Source organism: Rummeliibacillus sp. G93 (assembly GCF_023515935.1).
Taxonomy (GTDB): Bacteria; Bacillota; Bacilli; order Bacillales_A; family Planococcaceae; genus Rummeliibacillus; species Rummeliibacillus stabekisii.
In genome coordinates this window covers 871098-894738 of the sequence record NZ_CP097314.1, presented here as the reverse complement: position 1 = coordinate 894738, position 23641 = coordinate 871098, and the positions used below count along the sequence as shown (strand labels likewise).

24 protein-coding genes are annotated in these 23641 nt (G+C 37.6%); 6 read left to right on the top strand and 18 right to left on the bottom strand.

The annotated features are described in order from the left end of the window. Nucleotides 1–101 precede the first annotated feature (101 nt). Nucleotides 102–1283, bottom strand: coding sequence for an FtsW/RodA/SpoVE family cell cycle protein (locus M2M59_RS04430; protein ID WP_147194325.1), 1182 nt, complete (start codon nucleotides 1281–1283; stop codon nucleotides 102–104). A 57-nt stretch (nucleotides 1284–1340) separates the two neighbouring features. Next, nucleotides 1341–1622 carry an Fpa/YlaN family protein gene (locus M2M59_RS04425; protein ID WP_066785098.1) on the bottom strand — a complete coding sequence of 94 codons (282 nt, stop codon included), beginning with the start codon at nucleotides 1620–1622 and terminating at the stop codon, nucleotides 1341–1343. 175 nt (nucleotides 1623–1797) lie between these two features. On the opposite strand from M2M59_RS04425, the gene M2M59_RS04420 reads away from it, so the two are divergent. Further along, complete coding sequence (locus M2M59_RS04420; protein WP_147194328.1) at nucleotides 1798–2298, top strand: peptidyl-prolyl cis-trans isomerase; 501 nt, start codon at nucleotides 1798–1800, stop codon at nucleotides 2296–2298. Between the two features lie 11 nt (nucleotides 2299–2309). Next, entirely contained in the window at nucleotides 2310–2513 is a 204-nt protein-coding gene (locus M2M59_RS04415) for a YlaI family protein (RefSeq protein WP_066785092.1), read from the top strand. Between the two features lie 123 nt (nucleotides 2514–2636). Here M2M59_RS04415 and M2M59_RS04410 read toward each other — a convergent pair whose 3' ends face one another. The 3 genes from M2M59_RS04410 to typA form a co-directional block, all read right to left on the bottom strand. Beyond that, nucleotides 2637–3008, bottom strand: coding sequence for a VOC family protein (locus M2M59_RS04410; RefSeq protein ID WP_249775631.1), 372 nt, complete (start codon nucleotides 3006–3008; stop codon nucleotides 2637–2639). 149 nt (nucleotides 3009–3157) lie between these two features. Then, nucleotides 3158–3553: a YlaH-like family protein gene (locus M2M59_RS04405; protein WP_371859432.1), complete on the bottom strand. Its 396-nt coding sequence runs from the start codon at nucleotides 3551–3553 to the stop codon at nucleotides 3158–3160. Between the two features lie 32 nt (nucleotides 3554–3585). After that, nucleotides 3586–5427, bottom strand: a complete 1842-nt coding sequence (gene typA, locus M2M59_RS04400; protein WP_147194336.1) for a translational GTPase TypA — start codon at nucleotides 5425–5427, stop codon at nucleotides 3586–3588. Between the two features lie 167 nt (nucleotides 5428–5594). Between typA and M2M59_RS04395 the strand changes: the two genes are divergently transcribed. Next, nucleotides 5595–5777: a DUF5325 family protein gene (locus M2M59_RS04395; RefSeq protein ID WP_147194339.1), complete on the top strand. Its 183-nt coding sequence runs from the start codon at nucleotides 5595–5597 to the stop codon at nucleotides 5775–5777. A 149-nt stretch (nucleotides 5778–5926) separates the two neighbouring features. On the opposite strand, the gene M2M59_RS04390 is transcribed toward M2M59_RS04395, so the two are convergent. Together M2M59_RS04390 and M2M59_RS04385 are read right to left on the bottom strand one after the other, a co-directional pair. Further along, nucleotides 5927–6718, bottom strand: a complete 792-nt coding sequence (locus M2M59_RS04390; protein ID WP_147194342.1) for an inositol monophosphatase family protein — start codon at nucleotides 6716–6718, stop codon at nucleotides 5927–5929. A gap of 114 nt (nucleotides 6719–6832) precedes the next feature. Beyond that, entirely contained in the window at nucleotides 6833–7030 is a 198-nt protein-coding gene (locus tag M2M59_RS04385) for a hypothetical protein (protein WP_066785078.1), read from the bottom strand. A gap of 141 nt (nucleotides 7031–7171) precedes the next feature. On the opposite strand from M2M59_RS04385, the gene M2M59_RS04380 reads away from it, so the two are divergent. Next, entirely contained in the window at nucleotides 7172–7807 is a 636-nt protein-coding gene (locus M2M59_RS04380; RefSeq protein WP_249775630.1) for a YktB family protein, read from the top strand. Between the two features lie 84 nt (nucleotides 7808–7891). Here the strand turns inward: M2M59_RS04380 and M2M59_RS04375 are convergent, their stop codons facing one another. Both M2M59_RS04375 and M2M59_RS04370 read right to left on the bottom strand, forming a co-directional pair. Further along, entirely contained in the window at nucleotides 7892–8176 is a 285-nt protein-coding gene (locus M2M59_RS04375; RefSeq protein ID WP_147194348.1) for a UPF0223 family protein, read from the bottom strand. 229 nt (nucleotides 8177–8405) lie between these two features. After that, the gene (locus M2M59_RS04370; RefSeq protein WP_249775629.1) at nucleotides 8406–11561 is read right to left on the bottom strand and encodes an efflux RND transporter permease subunit; all 3156 of its coding nucleotides are present in this window, start codon (nucleotides 11559–11561) and stop codon (nucleotides 8406–8408) included. Nucleotides 11562–11668: 107 nt separating this feature from the next. Between M2M59_RS04370 and M2M59_RS04365 the strand changes: the two genes are divergently transcribed. Then, nucleotides 11669–12526, top strand: coding sequence for a TetR/AcrR family transcriptional regulator (locus M2M59_RS04365; RefSeq protein WP_147194354.1), 858 nt, complete (start codon nucleotides 11669–11671; stop codon nucleotides 12524–12526). A 30-nt stretch (nucleotides 12527–12556) separates the two neighbouring features. On the opposite strand, the gene qoxD is transcribed toward M2M59_RS04365, so the two are convergent. The 9 genes from qoxD to pdhA all read right to left on the bottom strand — a co-directional run bounded on the left by qoxD (nucleotide 12557) and on the right by pdhA (nucleotide 22731). Beyond that, nucleotides 12557–12841: a cytochrome aa3 quinol oxidase subunit IV gene (gene qoxD / locus M2M59_RS04360; RefSeq protein ID WP_147194357.1), complete on the bottom strand. Its 285-nt coding sequence runs from the start codon at nucleotides 12839–12841 to the stop codon at nucleotides 12557–12559. Nucleotide 12842: 1 nt separating this feature from the next. Then, nucleotides 12843–13442 (bottom strand): cytochrome aa3 quinol oxidase subunit III, encoded by a 600-nt coding sequence (qoxC, locus tag M2M59_RS04355; RefSeq protein ID WP_066785060.1) that lies wholly within the window; start codon nucleotides 13440–13442, stop codon nucleotides 12843–12845. Next, nucleotides 13442–15385, bottom strand: coding sequence for a cytochrome aa3 quinol oxidase subunit I (qoxB, locus tag M2M59_RS04350; protein ID WP_066785056.1), 1944 nt, complete (start codon nucleotides 15383–15385; stop codon nucleotides 13442–13444). The genes qoxC and qoxB overlap by 1 nt, the downstream gene beginning before the upstream one ends. Nucleotides 15386–15419: 34 nt before the next feature. Continuing rightward, nucleotides 15420–16319: a cytochrome aa3 quinol oxidase subunit II gene (gene qoxA / locus M2M59_RS04345; protein ID WP_147194359.1), complete on the bottom strand. Its 900-nt coding sequence runs from the start codon at nucleotides 16317–16319 to the stop codon at nucleotides 15420–15422. A gap of 490 nt (nucleotides 16320–16809) precedes the next feature. Further along, nucleotides 16810–17592 (bottom strand): SDR family NAD(P)-dependent oxidoreductase, encoded by a 783-nt coding sequence (locus M2M59_RS04340; protein WP_249775628.1) that lies wholly within the window; start codon nucleotides 17590–17592, stop codon nucleotides 16810–16812. Between the two features lie 254 nt (nucleotides 17593–17846). Continuing rightward, nucleotides 17847–19262: a dihydrolipoyl dehydrogenase gene (gene lpdA, locus M2M59_RS04335; protein ID WP_066785047.1), complete on the bottom strand. Its 1416-nt coding sequence runs from the start codon at nucleotides 19260–19262 to the stop codon at nucleotides 17847–17849. Between the two features lie 3 nt (nucleotides 19263–19265). Next, the gene (locus tag M2M59_RS04330) at nucleotides 19266–20618 is read right to left on the bottom strand and encodes a dihydrolipoamide acetyltransferase family protein (protein ID WP_249775627.1); all 1353 of its coding nucleotides are present in this window, start codon (nucleotides 20616–20618) and stop codon (nucleotides 19266–19268) included. A gap of 19 nt (nucleotides 20619–20637) precedes the next feature. Further along, nucleotides 20638–21615 (bottom strand): alpha-ketoacid dehydrogenase subunit beta, encoded by a 978-nt coding sequence (locus tag M2M59_RS04325; RefSeq protein WP_066785040.1) that lies wholly within the window; start codon nucleotides 21613–21615, stop codon nucleotides 20638–20640. A gap of 3 nt (nucleotides 21616–21618) precedes the next feature. Continuing rightward, entirely contained in the window at nucleotides 21619–22731 is a 1113-nt protein-coding gene (pdhA, locus tag M2M59_RS04320) for a pyruvate dehydrogenase (acetyl-transferring) E1 component subunit alpha (protein ID WP_147194368.1), read from the bottom strand. Nucleotides 22732–23086: 355 nt separating this feature from the next. Between pdhA and def the strand changes: the two genes are divergently transcribed. Continuing rightward, a complete protein-coding gene (gene def / locus M2M59_RS04315) occupies nucleotides 23087–23641 on the top strand; it encodes a peptide deformylase (RefSeq protein WP_249775626.1) in 555 nt (184 codons plus the stop codon).

Here is a 23641-nt window from a genome sequence, read left to right as displayed (position 1 = left end):
AGCCTCCTAATAAATAAATTGAGGCTTATCATCACTCGAGAGATTCATAGCTACATATTCTTTACACATCAAATTAATATCCCAAAACTGAGAAGAAACGTTTATTCTAATCTTTCATTTTTATATTGTTCTCTTTTAACCATCATAGAAACATTTGCTAATATCCCCATAGCTAAAGATAACAAAATTACTGAGGTACCGCCATAACTTATAAATGGAAGCGGAACACCTGTTAGTGGAATAATACCGCTCAATCCACCAACATTGACAAATGTTTGAATGCCAATCCAACTACCGACTCCAGCAGCGATCATTCGAGCTAATGGATCTTTTGCTTTGATGGCAATACGCATTGATCGATAGACAATAAAACCTAAGCCAAACAGAACAACTGCAATCCCGAAAGTCCCCAACTCCTCTGAAATAATCGCTAGGATAAAGTCAGTCTGCGGCTCTGGAAGGTAGCCCATTTTTTGAACAGACTGGCCTAAACCAAGTCCCTTCACTCCACCTGAGCCAATAGCATAATATCCATTTACCATTTGATATCCAAAGGCATCCGCGTCCTTAAAAGGATCCAGATATGCTTTTAAACGCCCCATTCTACGTTCTGTAAAAAATGAATCTTTGAAAATAAACAAAAGTAAAAATACAGCGAGCATACCACCTATTAGCGTGCCGATAATTTTTCCGAATGTCTTAAATTTCATGCCACTTGCCGCCATTACGGAAAGGACAATGATCGTTAACAAGCCGATTGCCCCCATATCAGGTTCCAGAGCAATAAAGAATAATACAACCATAAACACACCAATAGGCGGCACGATTGATTCATTAATTATATCTATTTTACCTGTCTCACGTTTTTTAGTGAAAAAGGCTGCAAAGTAAAGGATCATACCTAGCTTAGCCAATTCGGAGGGCTGTAAGTTAAATAGACCAAGATTCAGCCAACTCTTTGCGCCAGAATTACCAGGGCTATACCCTACAAAAAAGACTGCGATTAATAAAAATAACATGGCGCCGATTATAAATAGCATCATCCTGCGGTCTTTATAGCGCTTGTATGGAATAATAAATCCTATTAAAAATGTAACCATTGCGAGTATAAGATTGACTAATTGTCTTTTATAGAAATAATCCGGTGCTTGTCCTAATGTATTGACAGCCCAAAACATACTGGAACTATAAATCATGACCAAACCGAACAAACATAGTAGTACAAAAGTAAAGAATAAAGGATAGTCAAAATACTTCGCATATTTTTTGAAATATGTTTTCATTTTATTACCTCTTCGTTTAGCAAAAAAACCCAAACAACGTTGTGTTTGAGTTTTCTTTTATTTCTCTGTGAATGCATCGTGCAAAGCAGATAATTCTTTCTCAAGTGAATCGAGAATCTCTCTGCCTTTATCACGTTCAAGCAATCCAAGTTTAACTGCAAAGTCAATTTCACGCGATAAACCAAACATTTGCGTGTCTAAAACTTCTTCATACAACGGACATTGAGGCATTGTCAAATGCTCCATTTGTACTCTTATTAATTTTGCTATTTTATCCGCATCGGCAATTAGGAGTTCCAATGCTTTCTCCTGATACGAATTTTGAGATTTTGTATCCATGAGGACGCCCCCATTACCTGATATTTCTTCAATTCTATCTTAATAAAGTTTATCTTTTATAAAAGGAAATTGCAAGCATCTATATAGTAAATTAAGAATCACCATATAATTTCTTTCTATCTTGTTCTTAAAAGCGTTATACTAAAAAAGAGTTTTGATTAGAGGAGGAAGATTTATGGAATCCATCATCCAAGTAAAAGGCGAAGTTAATTTTCAGATCACATTAGATCCAACAGTATGGATTTTTGATGACCGCAAACTTGATTTAGACCAATATTTCACTGAAAAACACGTTGAAATAGATGCTGATGAAGAGTATATCGAAAAAGCCGGAAAGTTTTGGTCTCGCGAAATTATGGAAGGCGCTACTTTCCCGCCAACTTTAAAAACAGAACGGAAATTCGACCGACAAAAAATGATGTCAGGCACATTTGGCATTAAAATCGAACCATTTATTCAAAATGCTGAACCTAAAACAGATGCAACGACTGTTATTTTTGGTACACAGAGCGGTGAACAGCATAGCTTCCCTATCGAAGAAGCCAAAACTTTCATTTTCCAATTTAGCCAAGAAGGAAAAATGTTATCACAGGATGGCCCTGTTTATTTATTATTTAATGATGGATCTAATCTTGAAAATCCTATTAAAGGAATCACATCATTAGAGGTGAAATAGGGGGGAACACAATGAGAGTTAAATGTGTGATTTGCGATGAATTTAGCGAAATCCCTGATTTTTCACCCCTTGCAAAGAAATTGCGAAATCGGCCAATTCATACGTTTATGTGTGAAACATGCCACGATCGTATATCGGAAAAAACGCATGAACGTTTAAAGACAGGCAAGTTCCGCTTTATTCGGCATACCAGCTTGCAGCAAGATAATTTCTAACTTCATAAAAAAAGCTTTTATAAATAGGGTTGTTGCATCTCATGAAACAACTAATGGGAACGTCTAATTTGTGGACGTTCCTTTCTTATTTCGCCAGTTATTAAAGTAATTTATATTGTAATCCTACCAATGTACTTGAAGTTTATTACCAGTAGGGTCGTAAAAGTAGAAATAGGCATGCCCATCATCATCTTTTAGTATATCTTCGACCTTAACTTGATTATCCATTAAGTGTTGAAGAAATGTTGATAATTTTGGACTTGTGAAGCCAATACTAAATGCTTCCTCATTATCGATTGTAAAATGCGCATATGTTTCATCTCCAGTCGAAACTAAGATAAGTAAAAATGAACCTTCATTTACTTTGATAACTGCTCGTTCCTCAGTAATATTTAATAACTGGAGTCCTAGTACATCTCTATACCATTGTGCAGAGAGTTCTAAATCTTTGACAGGTAATCTAATATAATGAACTTGTTCAATAAATGACTTCATCGTAGACTATTCTCCTTTATTAATACTTTTACTTACTATTAAATAGTTCCCTTACTATATACCTTTTTCCTTCCCCCTATTGAATTAATCTTCTCTTCAAAAGAACAATCCTTACATAAAAAAAACGATGCCATAAAGGCATCGTTTTTTTATGATGTAGCTTCTTTCTTTTTATCCCGGCGCAATCGCATTCTATAGACAATAAGAACGAGAGCCGCAACAATCAATCCTTCTACCATTGGTAGGAAGAAAGCTAGGAATGTAAGGATAATACATCCAACAAATAAAAATACATAAATTACACCTGTTTGCCAAGGCTTTAGCCCTTCTCTGGCAAAACCAAGATGGTATACAATCGCTGTTAGCACAAAGATAACAGCAAATAATATATAACCAGCTACAGTGAAATTAGGGGCACCCTCGTAAATATAGCGAGCAACGCCGGACAGGCGCTCAAATACAAAATCGTGTCCATCTGACGTTGCAGTTGTAGATGTAGCAGCCTGTATAAAATTCAGTTTTAATAATAAAGCTGACTTAAACAAGTTCAACATCCTCCTAACTGGCGAATAATAGCTTACTCAGCGTTGCGTAGCTTTTTCGCTGCTTTTTCACGTTCATTTTTATTTAAAATCTGTTTGCGAAGACGAATAGATTCTGGTGTAATTTCTAGATATTCATCGTCATCCAAGAATTCTAATGCTTCTTCAAGCGTTAAGATTCGAGGAGTTTTGATTACGTTTGTTTGGTCTTTTGTTGCAGACCGCACGTTTGTTTTTTGTTTCATTTTTGTTATATTTACTGTGATGTCATTATCACGTGTATTTTGGCCAACGATCATGCCTTCATAGATTTCAGTACCTGGTTCAACGAATAAAATACCACGATCTTCTACTTGCATCATACCATAAGTAGTTGCTTTACCTGTTTCCATTGATACAAGTGCACCATTACGGCGACCACCAACACGACCTGAAGCTACTGGTTGATAAGAATCAAAAGTATGGTTGATAATACCAAAACCTTTTGTTAATGACATAAATTCAGTTGTATAACCAATCAAACCGCGTGCTGGTACCATGAAGATCAAACGAACTTGTCCGTTGCCTTCATTGACCATATCTTGCATTTCACCTTTACGATCGCCTAATGATTCAATTATAGCACCTACTGAGTCTTCAGGCACGTCAATTTGAACACGTTCTACTGGTTCACATTTAACACCATCAATTTCACGAATAATAACTTTTGGCTTAGATACTTGCAGTTCATAACCTTCACGACGCATGTTTTCTACAAGAATAGATAAGTGAAGTTCACCACGTCCTGAAACAGTCCATGCATCAGGTGAATCTGTTGGTTCAACACGTAAAGAAACGTCAGTTTGTAATTGAGAATTTAAGCGTTCTTCAATTTTACGAGATGTGATCCATTTACCTTCACGTCCTGCAAATGGTGAATTGTTAACTAAGAACGTCATTTGTAATGTTGGTTCATCAATACGCATTGGAGGAAGCGGTTCTAAGTGGTCTTGAGGACACACTGTTTCACCTACATTGATTTCTTCCATACCGGATACAGCAATCAAATCGCCAGAATATGCTTCTTGGATTTCTTCACGTTTTAAACCGAAGAAACCAAACATTTTTGTTACACGGAAGTTTTTAACTGTGCCGTCCAGTTTTGCAAGTGATACTTGTTGACCAACATGAATAGTACCACGGAATACACGACCAATACCGATACGTCCAACGAAGTCATTATAATCAAGCAATGCTACTTGGAATTGCAATGGTTCATCGCGAGTATCCATTGGTGCTGGGATATGGCGAATAATTTCTTCAAATAAGCATTTCATGTTTTCTTCTTGTTTGCTTGGATCTGGATCTAGTGATGCAGTACCGTTAACACCAGAAGCAAATACTACTGGGAATTCAAGCTGATCTTCATCTGCTCCTAATTCGATCAAAAGATCAATTACTTCGTCCACAACTTCTTCAGGGCGTGCAGAATCTTTATCCACTTTGTTGACTACAACGATTGGCGTTAATTTTTGTTCTAACGCTTTTTTCAATACAAAACGTGTTTGAGGCATACAGCCTTCATATGCATCAACTACTAGTAATACTCCATCAACCATTTTAAGGATACGTTCAACTTCTCCACCGAAGTCAGCGTGTCCTGGTGTGTCAAGGATGTTAATTTTAGTATTCTCGTAGTTTACTGCTGTATTTTTCGCTAAAATTGTAATCCCGCGTTCGCGTTCGATATCATTAGAGTCCATTGCACGTTCTTCCACATGCTCATTTGAACGGAATGTACCTGATTGTTTTAATAATTGGTCGACTAATGTAGTTTTACCATGGTCGACGTGGGCAATAATTGCTATATTTCTGAGATCTTCTCTTAATTTTGTCATTATTCCACTCCACATTCTTTTTTCGAGTCCATAACTGTGCTATTATAGCACAAAAAATTCATTTTGTCTTATTAGCTTTTCCTTTTTATTTTTTTGTGTGAAAGGCTTGCTTAACTCTGTATTTCGTTCGACAATAGACTTATTAAGTTTTTCTTGGAGGTTTAAACATGAAAGCAAAAATTGTGATGGCTATCTTTGCTCTAGCGGGCATTTTAGCGATGTGCTCTATTGGGTATGCGATTGCTGCTGGAAGCACTTTCGGTGCGATCGGTGGAATTGTAGCTGTAATCGTAGTATTTGGCTTAGCGTTCAAAACTAAACGCCAATTTCGTGATCAAGGGCTGTTATAATACTGTAAACTTTCCTTAGAAGGTTTTCCTACCCAGCAATGTGTGGGAAGAAGAGTCTGTAGAGTACCATCCCTTTTTCTATAGTAAAAGAAAAGAAGGATTGTCTGATAAAGTTGTTTAAAACCCAACTTCATTAGACAATCCTTTTCTTATTTTAATTCTATATAGTTTTCCACAATCTCTTTGTGGATGAAGGGATTGGCTATAATAAATGTATCCCGCTCCAGTAAATTTATCGGCTGGTTTTCTAAATTACTTGCAATAGCTCCTACTTCATTTGCGATCATAACGCCACCTGCTATATCCCATGGCGATAACCGCATTGAAAGATAAGCATCCATTCTTCCACTCGCAACAGAGACAATTTCTAAAGCTGCTGAACCATATGATCTTGTCCCTCTTACCTTATGTACAAGCTCAATCATTGGTTCATGCTTGATGCGTTTATTAGGCGTCGCCCATACAGCATTCAAACCAATAATCGCTTTGTCCAATGAAATTTCCTCTAATGCTTTTAATGGCTGATCATTCATGTATGCACCTTGTCCCTCAATCGCATGATATAGGTGATCTCTCATGACATCATATATGTAGCCTAACTTTCCAATTCCATCAACATAAATACCAACCGAAATGGCAAAATTCCGATGCTGACGTACGAAATTCATTGTTCCATCAATAGGATCGATAATCCATACAACTCCATCGAGTGATTGAATTTTCTCGCCCATCCCTTCTTCCCCAATAATTTTATGAGAGGAATTAAAGGTGCGAATTTTTTCGATGAAAAACAATTCAATTTCACGGTCTATATTTGTGACTAAATCATTTGCATCGGCTTTTGTCTCGATTGTCCACTTTTCAGAAAAGGATTGTCTGATTCGATCTCCGGCTTGGAGTATAATTGATTTCGCATACACATCTATCTTAGATAATTCCATAAATCCCCCACCCTACTTTTTAGAAACCTTTTGATTTTTTTATTATAACAAAAAAAACACCTGCTTCTCATATTGATTAGCAAGTGTCACTATGAAGTGAAAGCGGTTATTTCTTTAGGCGAATGCATGGAAAGCCTCCAGTTCCATATGAATTTCCGCTAATCTCGCCTTACTTTCTGACATTTGTTTTGCGTCATTTTTTTGGATGGCGTCATATAATGTAGCCAATTCATAATCCACTTCTAATTGAAGACCTTTAATATATTGCTTCTCAAAATCCACTTTACGTATAATATGCACGACCTGTTTCATGATATCAGCTCCTTTGTACTTTTTATCAATTCACTCTTTTTATGCTAATGACTATAGCAAGATTGGTAAGTGCTTCTACAAGATTTTTTCCCATATTTCGCATAAAATAAACATAAATCTTTACAAAAGGAGAGGAAATAAGTGGCTGTAAAATGGACAACCGATGATTTTGATGTTTTTACTATACCCGGCCTAGAGCAGCGTATGGAAGCTCTAACAGAGCATGTGCGTCCTAAATTTGAAGAGCTCGCAAAAACGTACACTACATACTTTACATCTAAGACAGGTATTGAATTTTATCCGCATATCGCAAGACACGCTAGAAGGAAAGTGAATCCTCCGATTGATAGCTGGGTTGCATTTGCGCCAAATAAACGAGGTTATAAAGCGTTGCCTCACTTTGAGATTGGTCTTTTTGAATCGCACGTTTTTATTATTCTTTGTGCTATTTATGAAGCGCCTACTAAAAAAGCTATTGCAGATAACCTATTAAACAATCTTGAAACTGTTAAGGCACTGCCCCAATCGTTTTTTGTAACCGGCGATCATTTTGATCCTAAAGGGACCTCCCTTAACGAGGCGATTGCAGATGGGACGCTAGAAAAACTGCTTATTCGTTTAAAGGAAGTTAAAAAAGGCGAGTTTTTGATTGGTTTGCAAATATCAAGGGAAGAAGCAATACAACTTTCAGGAGAAGAATTTGAAGAGAAAACAGAAGAAACATTAGAAGAGCTTATGCCAATTTATAGGCTAATGGCTTCCGCCGATTTAACCTAGGTATCAAAGAAGCAATCGATACACTGCAAATTGCAGAAGTTTTCGATTGCTTTTTTTTGCTTAAGTGCGTATTTATATTTGTATCTAGCGACTTTTTTTCTCACCTTTGATGATTGTGCCATTTTCTTTTGTTTTTGTCTGCTTCACAATATCATAACTAACATATCCGCTTTCTTCTTCAAACTCGCGAAAAATAGTTTTTTCTTCTGCCATTGATGGGACTATTTCTTTAAATCTACGGTATTTAGATAAAACTTCTTCTCTTTGTACACCTTTTTCATAAGCTTTCTCTACTGTTTGAAAAAAGGCAATGACGTCTACAATTTCGTTTGTTGACCATTCAATTGAAAATGGGTATGAATATTCCATGCTATTACCTGCCTAACTTTATATAGTGTGTTTTGTTCATTGTAAACGCTGAATAAAGAAAACTGCAACCGTTGTTGTTTATTAGCATATTCCCCGGGAAATGAAATTATTCATGCTTATTGTGTCGATGTGTATCCTGAATTCTTATCAAGGGCAATTATTAAAACAACATAAAAAAAGATTGCACCAGGAAATCATATACTTTGATTTCCTGGGCAATCCATTCATGTTAGTCTACTTTATTCTCGTGTGCCCGGTCTTTTTTCAGGATTCTAGAGAGTAATTCGTATACTAATGGCACAATTAATAGTGTTAAAATAGTCGAACTGATTAATCCACCGATTACCGTTACACCAACGCCTTTTGAAATCAAGCCGCCGCCTTCTGCTCCGATAGCAAGAGGTATTAAAGCACCAATTGTTGCAATAGCTGTCATGAGGATTGGTCGCAAACGGGTTGCTCCTGCTTCAAGTATGGCTTCACGCATGCTTTTGCCTGCATGTTCCATATGAATGATCCGATCGACAAGCACGATGGCATTCGTCACCACTATACCAATCAGCATTAATAAACCGATAAGAGAAGATACACTAATGGTTTCACCAGAAATGTATAGAGCGACTAATGCACCGATCACTGTAAATGGTAATGAGAATAGGATAGCGAATGGGGCTAAACCTTCTCCGAACGTTACCACTAATGTAAAGTAAACGATAGCAATGGCTGCAACAATAGCTAAGCCTAATTGTCCGAAGGCTTCATTCATATCCTCTGCTACCCCACCAGTATCTACTTCTACACTATTTGGCAAATCAAGTTTCTTAATTTCTTTTTCTACCGCTGAAGATGCTTTTGTAACATCTTTGGATGTCACTGTTGCCGTTACATCCGCATAGACTTTACCTTTACTGCGGTTTATTTGATTAGAAGTCGTGCCTTCTTTCACATCAGCTACATCTGAAATTTTCACTTTTTTCCCTAATGGAGAGTCAACAGTCTCATTTAAGACATCCTTGAATTCATCAGGAGATGCTGCTTCCTTATGAACATTCACATCGAGTTCTTTACCTTCTCTTGTAACTGTAGTCAATACTTCAGTTTGCGTATTAGGGTTGATCGCCATGGCGATTTGGCCAGTTGTCAGCCCCAATGCTTTCGCTTTATCTTGATCGATTACCAATGTTTTTTCTTCATAGTTTTCAGCAAGCGAAGACTTCGCATCTTTTAGATGATCTTGCTTTTTCATAATGTTCTTAATTTTATTTACTACTGGTTTAATATCTTCCACTGTATTGCCGTAAACTGAGTAAGAAATTTCATTGCTTGAACCTGTTGATGAAAAGTCTTGGCTCTTCCATTTACCTTCATGGCCGATATTTTCTACTTCTTTAATTAACGATTCTTTTTTATCACCAAAGTTTTGCGTGTCTTTGTCATAAATAACATAGACAAGAGCGCCATTGCTGTTACCTGGACTCATTGGATTTGCTCCGCCAACAGAAGATTGTACTGTGTCTACATTTTTCTTCTTCATAGCGACTTTTTCAATCTCTTCCACTTTCTCTAGAACTTGGTCACGTGTTTCACCAGGCTTCGGTGTATATGTTAGATATACCATTTTTTGTTCATCATCTGGAAGGAAACTAAACCCTACTAAAGGTGCTAAGAATAAGCTTGCAACTAAAATCACGACTGAAAGAATAGAAGTAATCCATTTATGGTTTAATACCCATTCTAGAATTCGCTTATATCCATTTGCCAACTTGCCGTGCTCTTCTTTTTTCGTCTTTTTCTGACCATACAACTCTTTTTTAAACAATGAGTGTGCCATAACAGGTACAATCGTTACGGCCACAATGAGAGATGCGATTAACGCAAACGCCATAGTTAATCCAAATGGCAAGAATAATTCTCCGACCATGCCGCCCACTAAACCCAACGGCAAGAATACTGCAATTGTTACGATTGTTGAAGACAAGATTGGTTTGAACATTTCCATTGTCGCTTCACGAATCAATGCTCGGCCATGCAGTTTTTCGCCTTCAAGATAAATTCTGCGATAAATATTTTCAATTACAACAATCGAGTCATCAATAACACGCCCAATTGCAACAGTCATCGCGCCTAATGTCATCATATTCAGTGAAATATCCATCTGTTTCAAGACACCTACTGCAATCAATAATGACATCGGGATAGAGATAACTGAGATAATAGTAGAACGAATATTGCGTAGGAACAACATAATGATAATGACAGCGAAAATGGCACCGAATAATGCTTTATCAAGCATTGTTTGGACTGACTCTTCAATTGGCTGTCCTTGGTCAAGTGTAACCTCAATATCCATTCCTTTGTTTTCTTTTTCAAACTTGTTAGAAGCTTTTTTTACATCATTTACTACATTGACTGTATTCGCTTCTTGCGATTTAACAACCTGAACAGCGATTGCATTTTGGCCATTTGTACGTGATACTGACTCTACTTCACCGATCACTTTAATTTTAGCTAATTCGCCTAAATTTACGAATGGCTTTGCAGGAGGTGCTTGTTGCATACCTTGGGCGCCTTGTGCACCATTGGCTTGCGAAGCATCACCTTGTGCAGCATCTGCTGGTTGTTGATCTTGAGATGAATTTCCCATCGATACAGGAATACTTAATTTTTTCAAATCTTTAATAGTTGTCATTTTACCATCGACAACTACAGATTGCTCTTCATCCTTAAATTGGAACATACCTAGCGGAACTTTCGTATCCATTGCTTTCACATATTGCTTAATTGAATCTTCTGTTAAGCCATATTGAGCTAATTTCTTTTGGTCATATGTAAGCTCGACCTTTTCCACTTGTTGCCCGGAAACTGATACTGAGGATACACCGTCAATACCTTCTAGTTTCGGTACAAAGTAATTTTCGGTGGTTTTTGTTAGGTCTGCGATTGACTGATCTTTATTAGCTACACTTAACGCTACGATTGGAAATGCATTAATATTAATGCGATCAACGGTAGGTTTTTGAGCTGTTTCTGGAAGTTCTACTTTCTCAATCGCTTCCTTAATATTACCCACAGCTTCTTTCATATCTGTTCCATACTTGAATTCAATTTGCAGACTAGAAGCATTTTGATAAGAGTTGGAGTAAACAGAAGAAACTCCCTTTAAATGATTGACTGCCTTTTCATAAGGAATAGATATGTCATCAGCTACTTGTTGCGGAGTGGCACCTGGATAAACAGTTGTTACAGTAGCAACAGGCACTGAAATATCCGGTATTGTTTCTAGCTTCATCTTAAGCCCCGAATAAAGGCCTGCAGCTGCTACAATTATGGTCAATAGCCAAACTGCTAGTTTATTTTTCAGCACAAATTTAATAAGCGAATTCATTCATACACCGTCCTTTTTTGACTTACTGGTCACAATTCAATATAATAAATGACTAGCTGGTCAAAAGTCAAATTATAGAAAGAAAGTATCATAGAAAGAGTGAAACAATGTCAAAACGAGACCTAATTATCGAAAAGTCTATGGAAATCTTATCCGAGCGTACCATTTCATCTACATCTATACAAGATATTACAGCAGCATGCGGAATATCTAAAGGCGCGTTTTATCTTTCTTTTAAATCTAAGGAAGAACTCTTAATTGCAATATTTGAATATATTATTCGAGATATCACAGCAAAGTATCAGGTTCTCTTAAATTTACAAGCGGAACCTAGGGAGAAACTAATACAGTATTTTGTTATTTCTTTTCAATTTGTCGAAAAGAATTATCCTTTTTTAATGGCACACGGTCGTGAGCTGATTAATATTATAGACCCTAATGCCCTGGAAGAAATCATTCAACAGTTCAAGAGAGCGGATTATGTCGCCTTGTTTCTTTTAGATGAGGTATATGGTAATCAAATATCTCAAAACAAATATGACCTTGTCGTATGTATTCAAGGGCTAGTAAAAAGCTATACAGAGATCATTATGAACCCTAAACAACGCGTCGACTATTATGAGATGAGCAAGATACTTGCACACCATATTGATGTATTGGCCACAGCTCCAATTGAGCCGTTAATTACAAAAGAAATGTTTGAATTAAATCATAAAAAAAGCCGCCATTTGGAAAAAGAAGAGTTACTATCAGAAATTGAAAAGTGCAAAAAGGATATTCTAGATGATGCAGTATTACAAGACACATTCGATTTGCTAACGGAAGAATTGCAGAAGGAATCTCCACGTAAAGCCTTGTTGCTCGGCATGTCATCAAATTTAACTGCAAGCAATGAACTTCGTTGGCTTGCTACATTAATCAAACAATATAGCCATCATATGTATGAAAAAAGCAGGACAAATTAAATTGTCCTGCTTTTTATTATTAGTCTGCGATTAGTAGCCCCATACCATTGCAAGAAGCGTACCAAACACCGTAATTAAACCTACAACTACTGCATAAATAATAGTGACGTAGAGAGATTTTTTGTCATCAGTTTCACCGATATGCATGAATAGTATCAGTTGGACTAGCGCTTGAGCAGCAGCTGTAATCAGCAAGATGGTCATAGCCAATCCATTAGACATACCTTTGAACATAATAACAGTTAACGCAGCGAGTGTTAAAAGAAGAGAACCTACGAACCCTAATACGTGCTCTTTAGGAAAAAGTTCTTTCATATTACAACACTCCTTTCAAGTACACAAAACTGAAGATGAAGATCCATACAACATCAAGGAAGTGCCAATACAGTGAAAAGATAAATGCTTTATTAGCTGTTTTCGCATTCAAGCCATGTCTCTTAATTTGAATAAGGATGGCTGATCCCCATAGGAAACCAAATGTTACGTGGGCACCATGCGTGCCTAATAAAGTCATTAAAGCTGACATAAACGCACTTGTTGTAATTGTTGCACCATCATGAATATATGTTAAGAACTCGTTAATTTCTACGCCAAGGAATACTAAGCCAAGAAGTAACGTAATGATGTAGAATACCATCATCGCTTTCTTACGACCAATACGCATTGCATGAACGCCTAAACCGATTAAGAAACTACTTGTTAACAACACAAATGTTTCTATTAATACTGGTGGCATTTCAAATATTTCTTTACCTGTTGGGCCAGTACCTGTGCGATCTGCTAATGCAAAATAAACACTAAATAATGTCGCGAAAAGAACAATTTCTGCTCCTAAGAATACCCAGAAACCAAAGATTTTCATCTCGTTCTCATGTGTGCGGTATTCAAGTGGGGCTGATGTATTTTCTTTAGACATTATTGTTCACCTCCCAAACGTCTTTCTGTTTCAACAATTTCAGCCACTTCGATGTAATGGCCATCATCTTTTTCAAATGAACGATATGCCAAGAATCCGAGAGTTGCTAGACCAAAGACAATTACTCCAGCCCATACACTAAATACGAAGAAGAAAGCAAACAAGAACATAACACCGGCCATCCACATTGGCGCACTACTATTATTCGGCATATGAATTCGTTCATACTCGCCAGCAGTAATGTCTCTACCTTCTTTTTTCGCAAACCAATATTCATCCAACTGGTTGATTTTTGGTACTACTGCAAAGTTGTACTCTGGAACTGGACTGTGTGTTGCCCATTCAAGTGAACGTGCATCCCAAGGATCTCCAGTTGTTTCGCGTGGACTGTGACGGAAGCTGTAGTAGATGTTGTAGCATAGTAAGATAAAGCCTACACCCATCATTAAAGCTCCAAGGAACGATACCATATTCAATGGACCATAGCCTGTGTCAGCTGAATATGTGTACATACGACGCGCATAACCATCTAAACCTAAAATGAATAGTGGGAAGAACGCAATGTTAAATCCTAAAATGATAAACCAGAAAGCAGATTTACCTAATTTTTCATTCAAACGGAAACCAAAGATTTTTGGCCACCAGTAGTGGTAACCTGCTAGTACACCAAATACTACCCCAGGAATCAATACATAGTGGAAGTGAGCTACCAAGAACATTGTATTATGGTATTGATAGTCAGCACTTGCCATAGCAAGCATAACCCCTGTTACCCCACCAATTGTAAAGATTGGGATAAACGCTAATGCATAAAGCATTGGAGTCGTAAATTGGATTTTCCCGTGCCTCATCGTCAGAAGCCAGTTAAATATTTTTACACCTGTCGGCACTGCAATCAACATAGTTGTAGTTGAGAAGACGCCGTTAACCATTACACCGTGTCCCATAGTATAGAAGTGATGAGCCCATACCATGAAGGATAGTAACGAGATAATGACCATACTCATAACCATTGATTTATAGCCGTAAAGGTTTTTACGTGCAAATGTCGCGATAATTTCACTGTAAATACCGAATGCAGGAAGTATAACAATATATACTTCTGGATGTCCCCATACCCAGAATAGGTTAGCCCACATCATGTCCATACCGCCATCTTGCATTGCGAAGAATTTTGTACCGAACTGGCGGTCCAAAGTCATTAATGCTAGCGCTACAGTTAATACAGGGAATGCAAATGTAATAATAACGTTTGTAATCAATGCGGACCAAGTAAACATTGGCATTTTCATTAATTTCATGCCAGGTGCACGCATTTTAAATATAGTTGTAATAAAGTTGATACCTGTCATTAAAGTACCAATACCTGAAATTTGAAGAGCCCAAGCGTAATAGTTATTCCCTACACCTGGATTGAATTCAGTACCTGCCAACGGGAAGTAAGCTGTCCAGCCGGCATTTGGTGAACCCCCGATAACAAATGATACATTCAACAAACCGGCACCTGCTGCAAATAGCCAGAAGCTAAGAGCATTCAGACGTGGAAATGCAACGTCTCGCGCACCAATTTGTAGCGGTACTACAATATTCATCAAACCAATGATGAATGGCATTGCCATGAATAAAATCATGATCAAACCATGTGTAGTAAAGATTTCATTATAGTGTTCGGAGTTTAATAATCCGTTTTCTGGTATAGCTGTTTGAGCACGCATTAATAAAGCATCAATACCGCCTCTAAACAACATGATAAGCGCTACAAAGACATACATAACGCCAATTTTTTTATGGTCAACAGTAGTTAGCCAGTTTTTATATAACCAGCCCCACTTTTTGAAATAAGTCAAACCTGCAACAACAGCAATAGCTCCTACGATGATACTGATACCAGCCGCTAAAATCATCGGCTCTTTCATCGGAGCGAATAACTCATCAAAACTCATGTGTGTAACTCCTTTCATTCTTTAGAATGATAAATTAATGAGACATATCCATGCCTTCCATATCCTTATCCTTCATATTCTCCATATCGTGTTTCCCATGTTTTCCATGTTCCATTGGAGCTGGTCTAAAGGTTAGGTGAGTAGATGAATAACTTTTACGTCCTACAAAAGAAGTTTTTAATAGCTTATCGAACTCTTTTTCAGTCAATTTAGGTTCTTTCGCTTTTACATCTTTTATCCATTCATCAAAATCTTTTTGTGACATTGCTTGAGCCTCAAACTCCATTTGAGCAAAGCCTTCACCGCTAAAGTTTGAATTTCGACCCATATAAGAACCTTCTTGGTCAGCAGCTAGGTGAATTTTTGTAAGCATATCACTCATTGCATATTTTTGACCTGCTAATTGCGGAATCCAAAAACTTGTAATCGGACCGAATGAATATAACCTAAATTCAATTGGTCGGTCTGTCGGGATGTTCACATAATTTACAGTTTCAACACCTTGTTCTGGATAGCTAAAGTGCCATTTCCAGTTTGAAGAAGATGCATATATAACGAGCGGTTCTTTATTACCATAACCCTCTGGTTTCTTTTCAACTTTTGATGTTGTAAACACTGTTACAATTGCAAGTGCTGTAACAATAAGGATTGGTATTACTGTCCAAACAACTTCCAGTACTTTGCTGCCCTCTTCGTGCGGCGGCTCATAATCTGGCGCTTGTTTTGACGCACGATATTTTGAAAGCATGTTAATCAAAAGAACATATACGACTAATAGAATGACAAGCATTACGATAATCGACATTATGATTGTGTTTGACAACGTTCTTGCATTAGGACCTTTTGGATCAAAGATCATCAAAGGCTGACATCCGGATAAAACAAGTGTCAAGAATGCCATAACAAAAGGTAAGATTAACACTTTTTTCTTCATAATTTTACTCCCTTCTCAAGAAAACAAATAAAAACATTATAAAGTGTTTTAATGAATTGTTGGTCCCTTCTAGAAACTAATTTCTACAAGCTTTCCTTTTATAATTGAAAAAACATAAAAGTAAAAGTATAAAACTACTTGTTGAGACTTTTTTACATTTCCACTTTATATATAGTAGAAAATAACAACAGCAATTTTAATTCACCTTACTTCCCTATAAATTCAATCATTCTTTTCTTGATTCATATGAATTATACTCCAACCGATTTTTATTAAAAGAAAAAAGCACTCATTATCACAATTCATTCAAGGATTTTTGAACGTTGTGTGTATTAACTTTGAACAAAATGTGTACGAAGAAAAAAACTAAAATATAGTTCTAAAAAAGGAAAGTTTTTGATGCTTTTTTGCTTTAAATTGAATGCAAAAATTAAAATTTTACAAAAAATAAAACCCACCAAAGGATGGAATCTTTGATGAGTTTTTACTTTTAAAGAGCAGGTGCAGCTCCACCATCTATATTAACGGCAGTACCGCTTACATATGACGCTGCATCTGAAGCTAAGAATGTAATCACATTTGCTGCCTCAACAGTGTCCCCAATCCTGCCAAGCGGAATGGATTTCCCCACTTCTTTTGAGTATTCTTCCCAAGATAGCTGTGGTGATTCATGTTTCCACTTTTCTTCTATTTGCGCACTGCGAATTAATCCAATGCAGACAGTATTGACCCTTATGTTTAATGAGCCTACATCTTTGCTCATCGCATTTGTAAGTGCCATTCCAGCGGCACGGCTTACAGTAGTTGGCAGTGAAGATGCTGGAGGAGTTTTCCCTAAAACGGCAGTAACATTTACAATTGATCCTCCACCTGCCGCTTCCATATGTGGAATCGCTGCCTTTGCCGTATGAATTGCGCCAAATAACTTTAAATTCAAATCGCTTTTCCAAAAGTCTGTATCTACATCTAAAAATGAATGAGCAGCTGAAGTACCCGCATTATTAACTAAAATATTAATTTTTCCATATTTCTGCATGGTTTGCTCGATCAGGTTTTGGCAATCTTTTTCATTCGTCACATCTGCGACAACAGCAAATGCCTCTTTTCCTGTCGATTCTTTTATTTCTTTTATCGCTTCATCGAGAGAAGTTGCAGTACGCGCACATATTACTACTTCTGCTCCCTCTTCAACTAATTTTTTTGCTGTAGCGAGTCCAATACCTTTGCTGCCTCCCGTTACAATCGCTACTTTATCTCTTAATTTTAAATCCATTAACAGCACTCCCTTTTTATAATTCATGCACTCTTTAACTTTACCTTCTCCTACGTCTTTCAAACATTTTTATGCAGTGAATGCAGGATTTATTAAAGCATCATTAAGAAGTATAGGATAGGAGACTAACAAGCAACTACATTCGATTTATGTCCAATTAGAAATAAAAAGGGCTGTAGGCAAACTCAAAAGTTTGAGTTTGATTACAGCCCATTCTCTTAATTAATCTATTAAGAGATTTAGATAAGGATAGATTATTTTTTTGCAATAATATGGATTGGGTTACCAAGCGCAACTTCAGCTGTTTCCATAGTAATTTCGCCTAAAGTTGGGTGTGCGTGAATAGTCATCGCCACATCCTCAAGCGTCATACCTGCTTCAATCGCTAAACCAATTTCAGCAATCATATCAGAAGCGCCAGAACCAACGATTTGGCCACCTAATAGCAGGCCATCTTCTTTGCGTGCAACTAATTTCACAAAGCCTTCTGTTTCATTTAATGCTAATGCACGACCGTTTGCAGCGAATGGGAATTTGCCAGTTGAAACTTCAAATCCTTCTTCTTTTGCTTGGTCTTCAGATAAACCAACAGTAGCCATTTCTGGATCTGTAAAGCATACAGCAGGAATTGCTAAATAATCGACAACAGATTTTTCGCCAGCGATTGCTTCTGCAGCCACTTTACCTTCATAAGATGCTTTATGAGCAAGTTGTGGTCCAGCAACGATATCACCAATTGCATAGATATTTGGAACGTTTGTGCGGCATTGTTTGTCAACTTTAATTAAACCGCGTTCGCCAAATTCAATTCCCACTTCTTCTAAGCCCATTTCATCCGTATTCGGACGACGACCAACAGTTACAAGTACGTAATCTGCTTCTACTGATTTAGCTTCACCATTTACTTCATATTTAACAGTTACGCCTGTTTCAGTTTCTTCAACACCTTGTGCTAAAGCATTTGTTTCGATTGTAACGCCTTTTTTCTTAAGACCTTTTTTCACAATAGTAGTCATTTGCTTTTCGAAGCCAGCAAGAATATCTTTACCACCTTCAAGAATTGTTACTTCAGCACCTAGGTTTGCATAAGCAGAACCTAATTCTGTACCAATGTAACCGCCGCCAATAACAACTAGTTTGCTAGGAACTTCTTCTAGGTTAAGCGCGCCTGTCGAATTTAAGACGCGTTTTGAGAATTTAAAAGTTGGAATTTCAACTGGACGAGAGCCAGTTGCAATAATTACGTTTTTAAAGTTGTATGTTTGTGCAGAGTTTTCTGTGATAACGCGTAATGAGTTAGCATCATGTAAATATGCTTCGCCTTTTACCACTTCAATATTGTTGCCTTTAAGCAAACCAGAGACGCCGCCAGTTAATTTTTTAACTACAGAATCTTTAAATTCTTGCGCTTTTTTGAAGTCTAATTTCACTTCTGAAGCAACGATTCCCATATCATCGGAATGTTTAGCTTTTTCGAAGCGGTGACCTACAGAGATTAATGCTTTAGATGGGATACAACCTACGTTTAAGCATACACCACCAACATTTTCACGTTCAATTACTGTCACTTTTTGTCCAGTTTGTGCTGCACGGATTGCTGCAACATATCCACCAGGGCCTGCGCCAATGACAATTGTGTCTGTTTCGATTGGAAAATCTCCTACTACCATTTTTTACGCCTCCATTAATAATAATTCTGGTTCGCTTAACAAGCGTTTAATATGATTTAACGCATGTTGAGCAGTCGCACCATCAATCATACGATGATCAAAGCTCAATGATAATGCTAACACAGGTGCAGCTACAATTTCACCATTTTTTATTACAGGTTTTTCTGCAATTCGCCCAATTCCTAGAATTGCGACTTCTGGGTGATTAATCACAGGAGTGAACCATTGTCCGCCAGCTGAACCGATATTTGTAATAGAGCATGATGCGCCTTTCATTTCGTTTGGCGCTAGTTTTCCTTCACGAGCTTTTGTTGCTAACTCGTTAATTTCATTTGACACAGCAAATACAGATTTGCGATCAGCATGTTTAATAACCGGAACAAGCAAGCCTTTTTCTGTATCGGCTGCAATTCCTATATTGTAATAATGTTTCTGGATAATTTCTTGTGTTGCATCATCTAATGAACGGTTGAAATCAGGGAACTCACGCAATGTGCTGACTAAAGCTTTTACCACATAAGGAAGGTATGTTAATTTAATACCTTTTTCAGCTGCAGCTTCTTTGAATTTCTTGCGATGTGCCACTAATTCAGTCACATCTACTTCATCCATCAGCGTTACATGTGGAGCTGTTTGTTTAGAATGCACCATTGCTTTTGCAATTGCACGACGGATACCTGACATTTTTTCACGTGTTTCTGGGAAATCACCTTCAGGAATTGCCGGTGTTTTGCTTGTTTCTTGTACTGATTCTTGGCTTGCTGTTGCTTCAACAGTTTCAGCTTTTTCTGTTGCTGGTGCAGCTTTACCGTTTTTAAATGCTTCGATGTCTTCTTTTAATACACGGCCATTTTTACCAGAACCTGAAACTTGTTTAATGTCTACGCCGTTTTCACGTGCAAATTTACGGACAGATGGCATTGCGATAACACGTGCATTGCCTACTGTTTCTTCTGGCTCTTCTCCTGCTGGAGGAGTTGCTGTTTTTGGCTCTTCTTCTTTAACAGCTGGCTCTTTTTCGACTTCTTTGCCTGATTCAGCAGTTGCTTGGACTTGTGCTTCTGTTTCTTCTTCTGCGTCTTCATCTTTATGGCCATGAAGTTCTAATTCTTCATATCCAGGTGCGTCAATTTCAAGCAATACAGTACCAACAGTTGTCAATGTACCCTCTTCAACTAGCACTTTTTCAATTGTTCCTTCTACCGGAGATGGAATTTCAACAACAGCTTTGTCGTTTTGCACTTCTGCCAATATTGTATCTTCTTCGATCTTATCGCCTGGTTTTACAAACCATTTGACGATTTCTCCTTCATGGATACCTTCACCAATATCTGGTAATCGGAATTTATATGCCATTTTAAGTCACCACTCCTTTTTAGAATTCTAAAACTTTTTTAGCTGTAGCTATAATGTCTTTTGAATTTGGCAACCACACAGCTTCAGCTTGTGGGAACGGATATACAGTGTCAGGTGCTGTAACGCGAAGTACGGGTGCTTCAAGACTTAAAATAGCGCGTTCCGTAATTTCACTTACTACATTCGCTGCAATACCTGCTTGTTTTTGTGCCTCTTGGACAACGATTGCACGGCCTGTTTTTTCTACAGATGCAATGATTGTTTCGATATCCAATGGTTGAATTGTTCGTAAATCAACTACTTCAACAGAATAGTTTTCTTTTTCTAACGCTTCTGCTGCTTTTAAAGATTCATGAACCATAGCGCCATAAGCAAAAATAGAAAGATCTTTACCTTCGCGTTTTACATCTGCTTTACCTAGAGGAATAGTGTATGACTCCTCTGGTACTTCTTCACGGAATGAGCGGTATAGTTTTAAATGTTCTAAGAAAACAACGGGATCATTGTCGCGAATAGACGAAATTAAAAGCCCTTTAGCATCATATGGAGTAGAAGGAACAACCACTTTAAGACCTGGTTGAGAAGCTACTAATCCTTCTAAGCTGTCTGAGTGCATTTCTGGAGTATGAACACCGCCACCAAATGGAGAACGGATTGTAACAGGTGCATTTAGGCTGCCACCAGAACGATAGCGCATACGTGCTAATTGACCGCTGATTGAATCCATTACTTCATAGACGAAACCGAAGAATTGAATTTCAGGAACAGGGCGATACCCTTGTAAAGCTAGACCGATTGAAAGACCGCCAATACCTGATTCTGCTAGTGGTGTATCAAAAACTCGATCCTCGCCAAACTCTTTTTGAAGACCTTCTGTTGCACGGAAAACCCCTCCGTTGACACCAACGTCTTCACCGAATACTAGCACGTTTTCGTCATCTTTTAGTTCACAACGAAGTGCATCTGTAATTGCTTGAATCATTGTCATTTGTGCCATCGGTTACTTCGACTCCTTTTGCGCGTAGATTTCATATTGTTCTTTAAGATTTGCTGGCATTTCTTCATTCATAATATTGATTAAGTCTGTTACTTTTTGTTTTGGTGCTTCATCCGCTTTTTTGATTGCTGCTTTGATTTCTTCTTTTGCTTTTTCGATTACTTCAGCTTCTTTTTCTTCGCTCCATAAACCTTTTTCAGTCAAGTACTTACGGAAACGAACGATTGGGTCTTTCTTTTCCCATTTTGAATCTGTATCTGATGTACGGTAACGAGTAGGGTCATCGCCTGCCATTGTATGCGGGCCATATCGATAACAAATTGTTTCAATAAGTGATGGACCTTCTCCTGCTACAGCACGTTTACGCGCATCGCGAGTCGCCACGTATACAGCTAGTGGATCCATACCATCTACTTGGATGCTTGGAAGTCCTGCTGCAATCCCTTTTTGAGCAATTGTAGAAGCAGCTGTTTGTAGTTCACGTGGTGTAGAAATAGCATATTGGTTGTTTTGTACGATAAATATAGCAGGTGATTTAAATGCCCCTGCAAAGTTAATACCTTCGTAGAAATCACCTTGTGAAGAACCACCGTCACCTGTGTAAGTTACAGCTACTGCTTTTTTACCTCGTTTTTGCATGCCAAGCGCAACACCTGCAGTTTGCACGTATTGAGCACCAATGATGATTTGTGGAGCTAAAATGTTTACACCTTCAGGAACTTGGCCGCCAACGAAATGTCCGCGTGACCATAAGAATGCTTTCCATAAAGGAAGGCCATGCCAAACGATTTGCGGCACATCGCGATATCCAGGCAAGATATAGTCTTCTTTTTCAAGTGCATAGTGGGAAGCAATTTGAGAAGCTTCTTGACCAGCAGTTGGTGCGTAGAAGCCCAAACGTCCTTGACGATTTAATGAAATAGAACGTTGGTCAAGTATACGTGTAAAGACCATTCTGCTCATTAATTCAACTAGTTCTTCATCAGAAAGATTAGGATTAGCGCTTTCGTTAACGATTTCCCCTTCTTCATTCAAAATCTGGAACATTTCAAACTTTTCTTCAATTTCGTGCAAATTTGCTACAGGATCAAATTGTTGTCCTTTTTTTGAAGCCATGTTCTCACATCTCCTTTATACATCTGTATTACAAAATCTAATGAAAATTATAATACAACTATTATTTAAGTCCAGTATACTGTTTTATAATTTATCGGTCAATGCAAGTAGCAGAGTTAAAAATTCATTCTCATATAGTTTATTGCAAGGAACCTGTATTATAAAATGCGAATAACCTGTATTATACTACAGTGTTTTTTTCACTACCTTTACTAGCACAGTTCATTCCAATATATTTATTACCTTTTTAATATGTATTAAAACAATGTTTTCATCCTTCCGAGGTTCTTTTCTATTGTGGGATTTTGGGTGTGCGTTATAATAGAAAAGAACTTTTTTTGAAAGGAAGAGCAAAATGATTTTAATGCACGATATTATACGAGAAGGAAATCCAACTTTGCGTGCTGTCGCGAAAAACTTGTCCTTCCCCCTTACAGAAGAGGAAAAAAAATTAGGTGAAGACCTACTTCAATTTTTGATAAATAGCCAAGATGTAGAATTAGCCGATAAACATGGTTTACGGTCAGGAATTGGAATTGCTGCACCTCAAGTAGATGTTTCAAAAAGAATGTTCGCTCTGCATTTACCAGACAGTGCGGGCAAGCAAATCAGCCTAATTGCCGTCAACCCCAAGATAGTAAGCCATTCTGTAGAAGAAGCATACGTTCCTTCTGGGGAAGGATGCCTTTCAGTAGACCGTGATGTGCCCGGCTATGTACCTCGTCCAGCACGCATTACGGTCAAATTTTTCACTCTTGATGGTGAAGAAAAGAAAATGCGGTTAAAAGGATTGCCAGCTATTGCTTTCCAACATGAGTTGGATCACTTAAATGGTGTAATGTTTTATGATCACATTAATAAAGAGAATCCATTTGAAAAGAAACCAAATGCCAATCCGCTGGAAGATTAA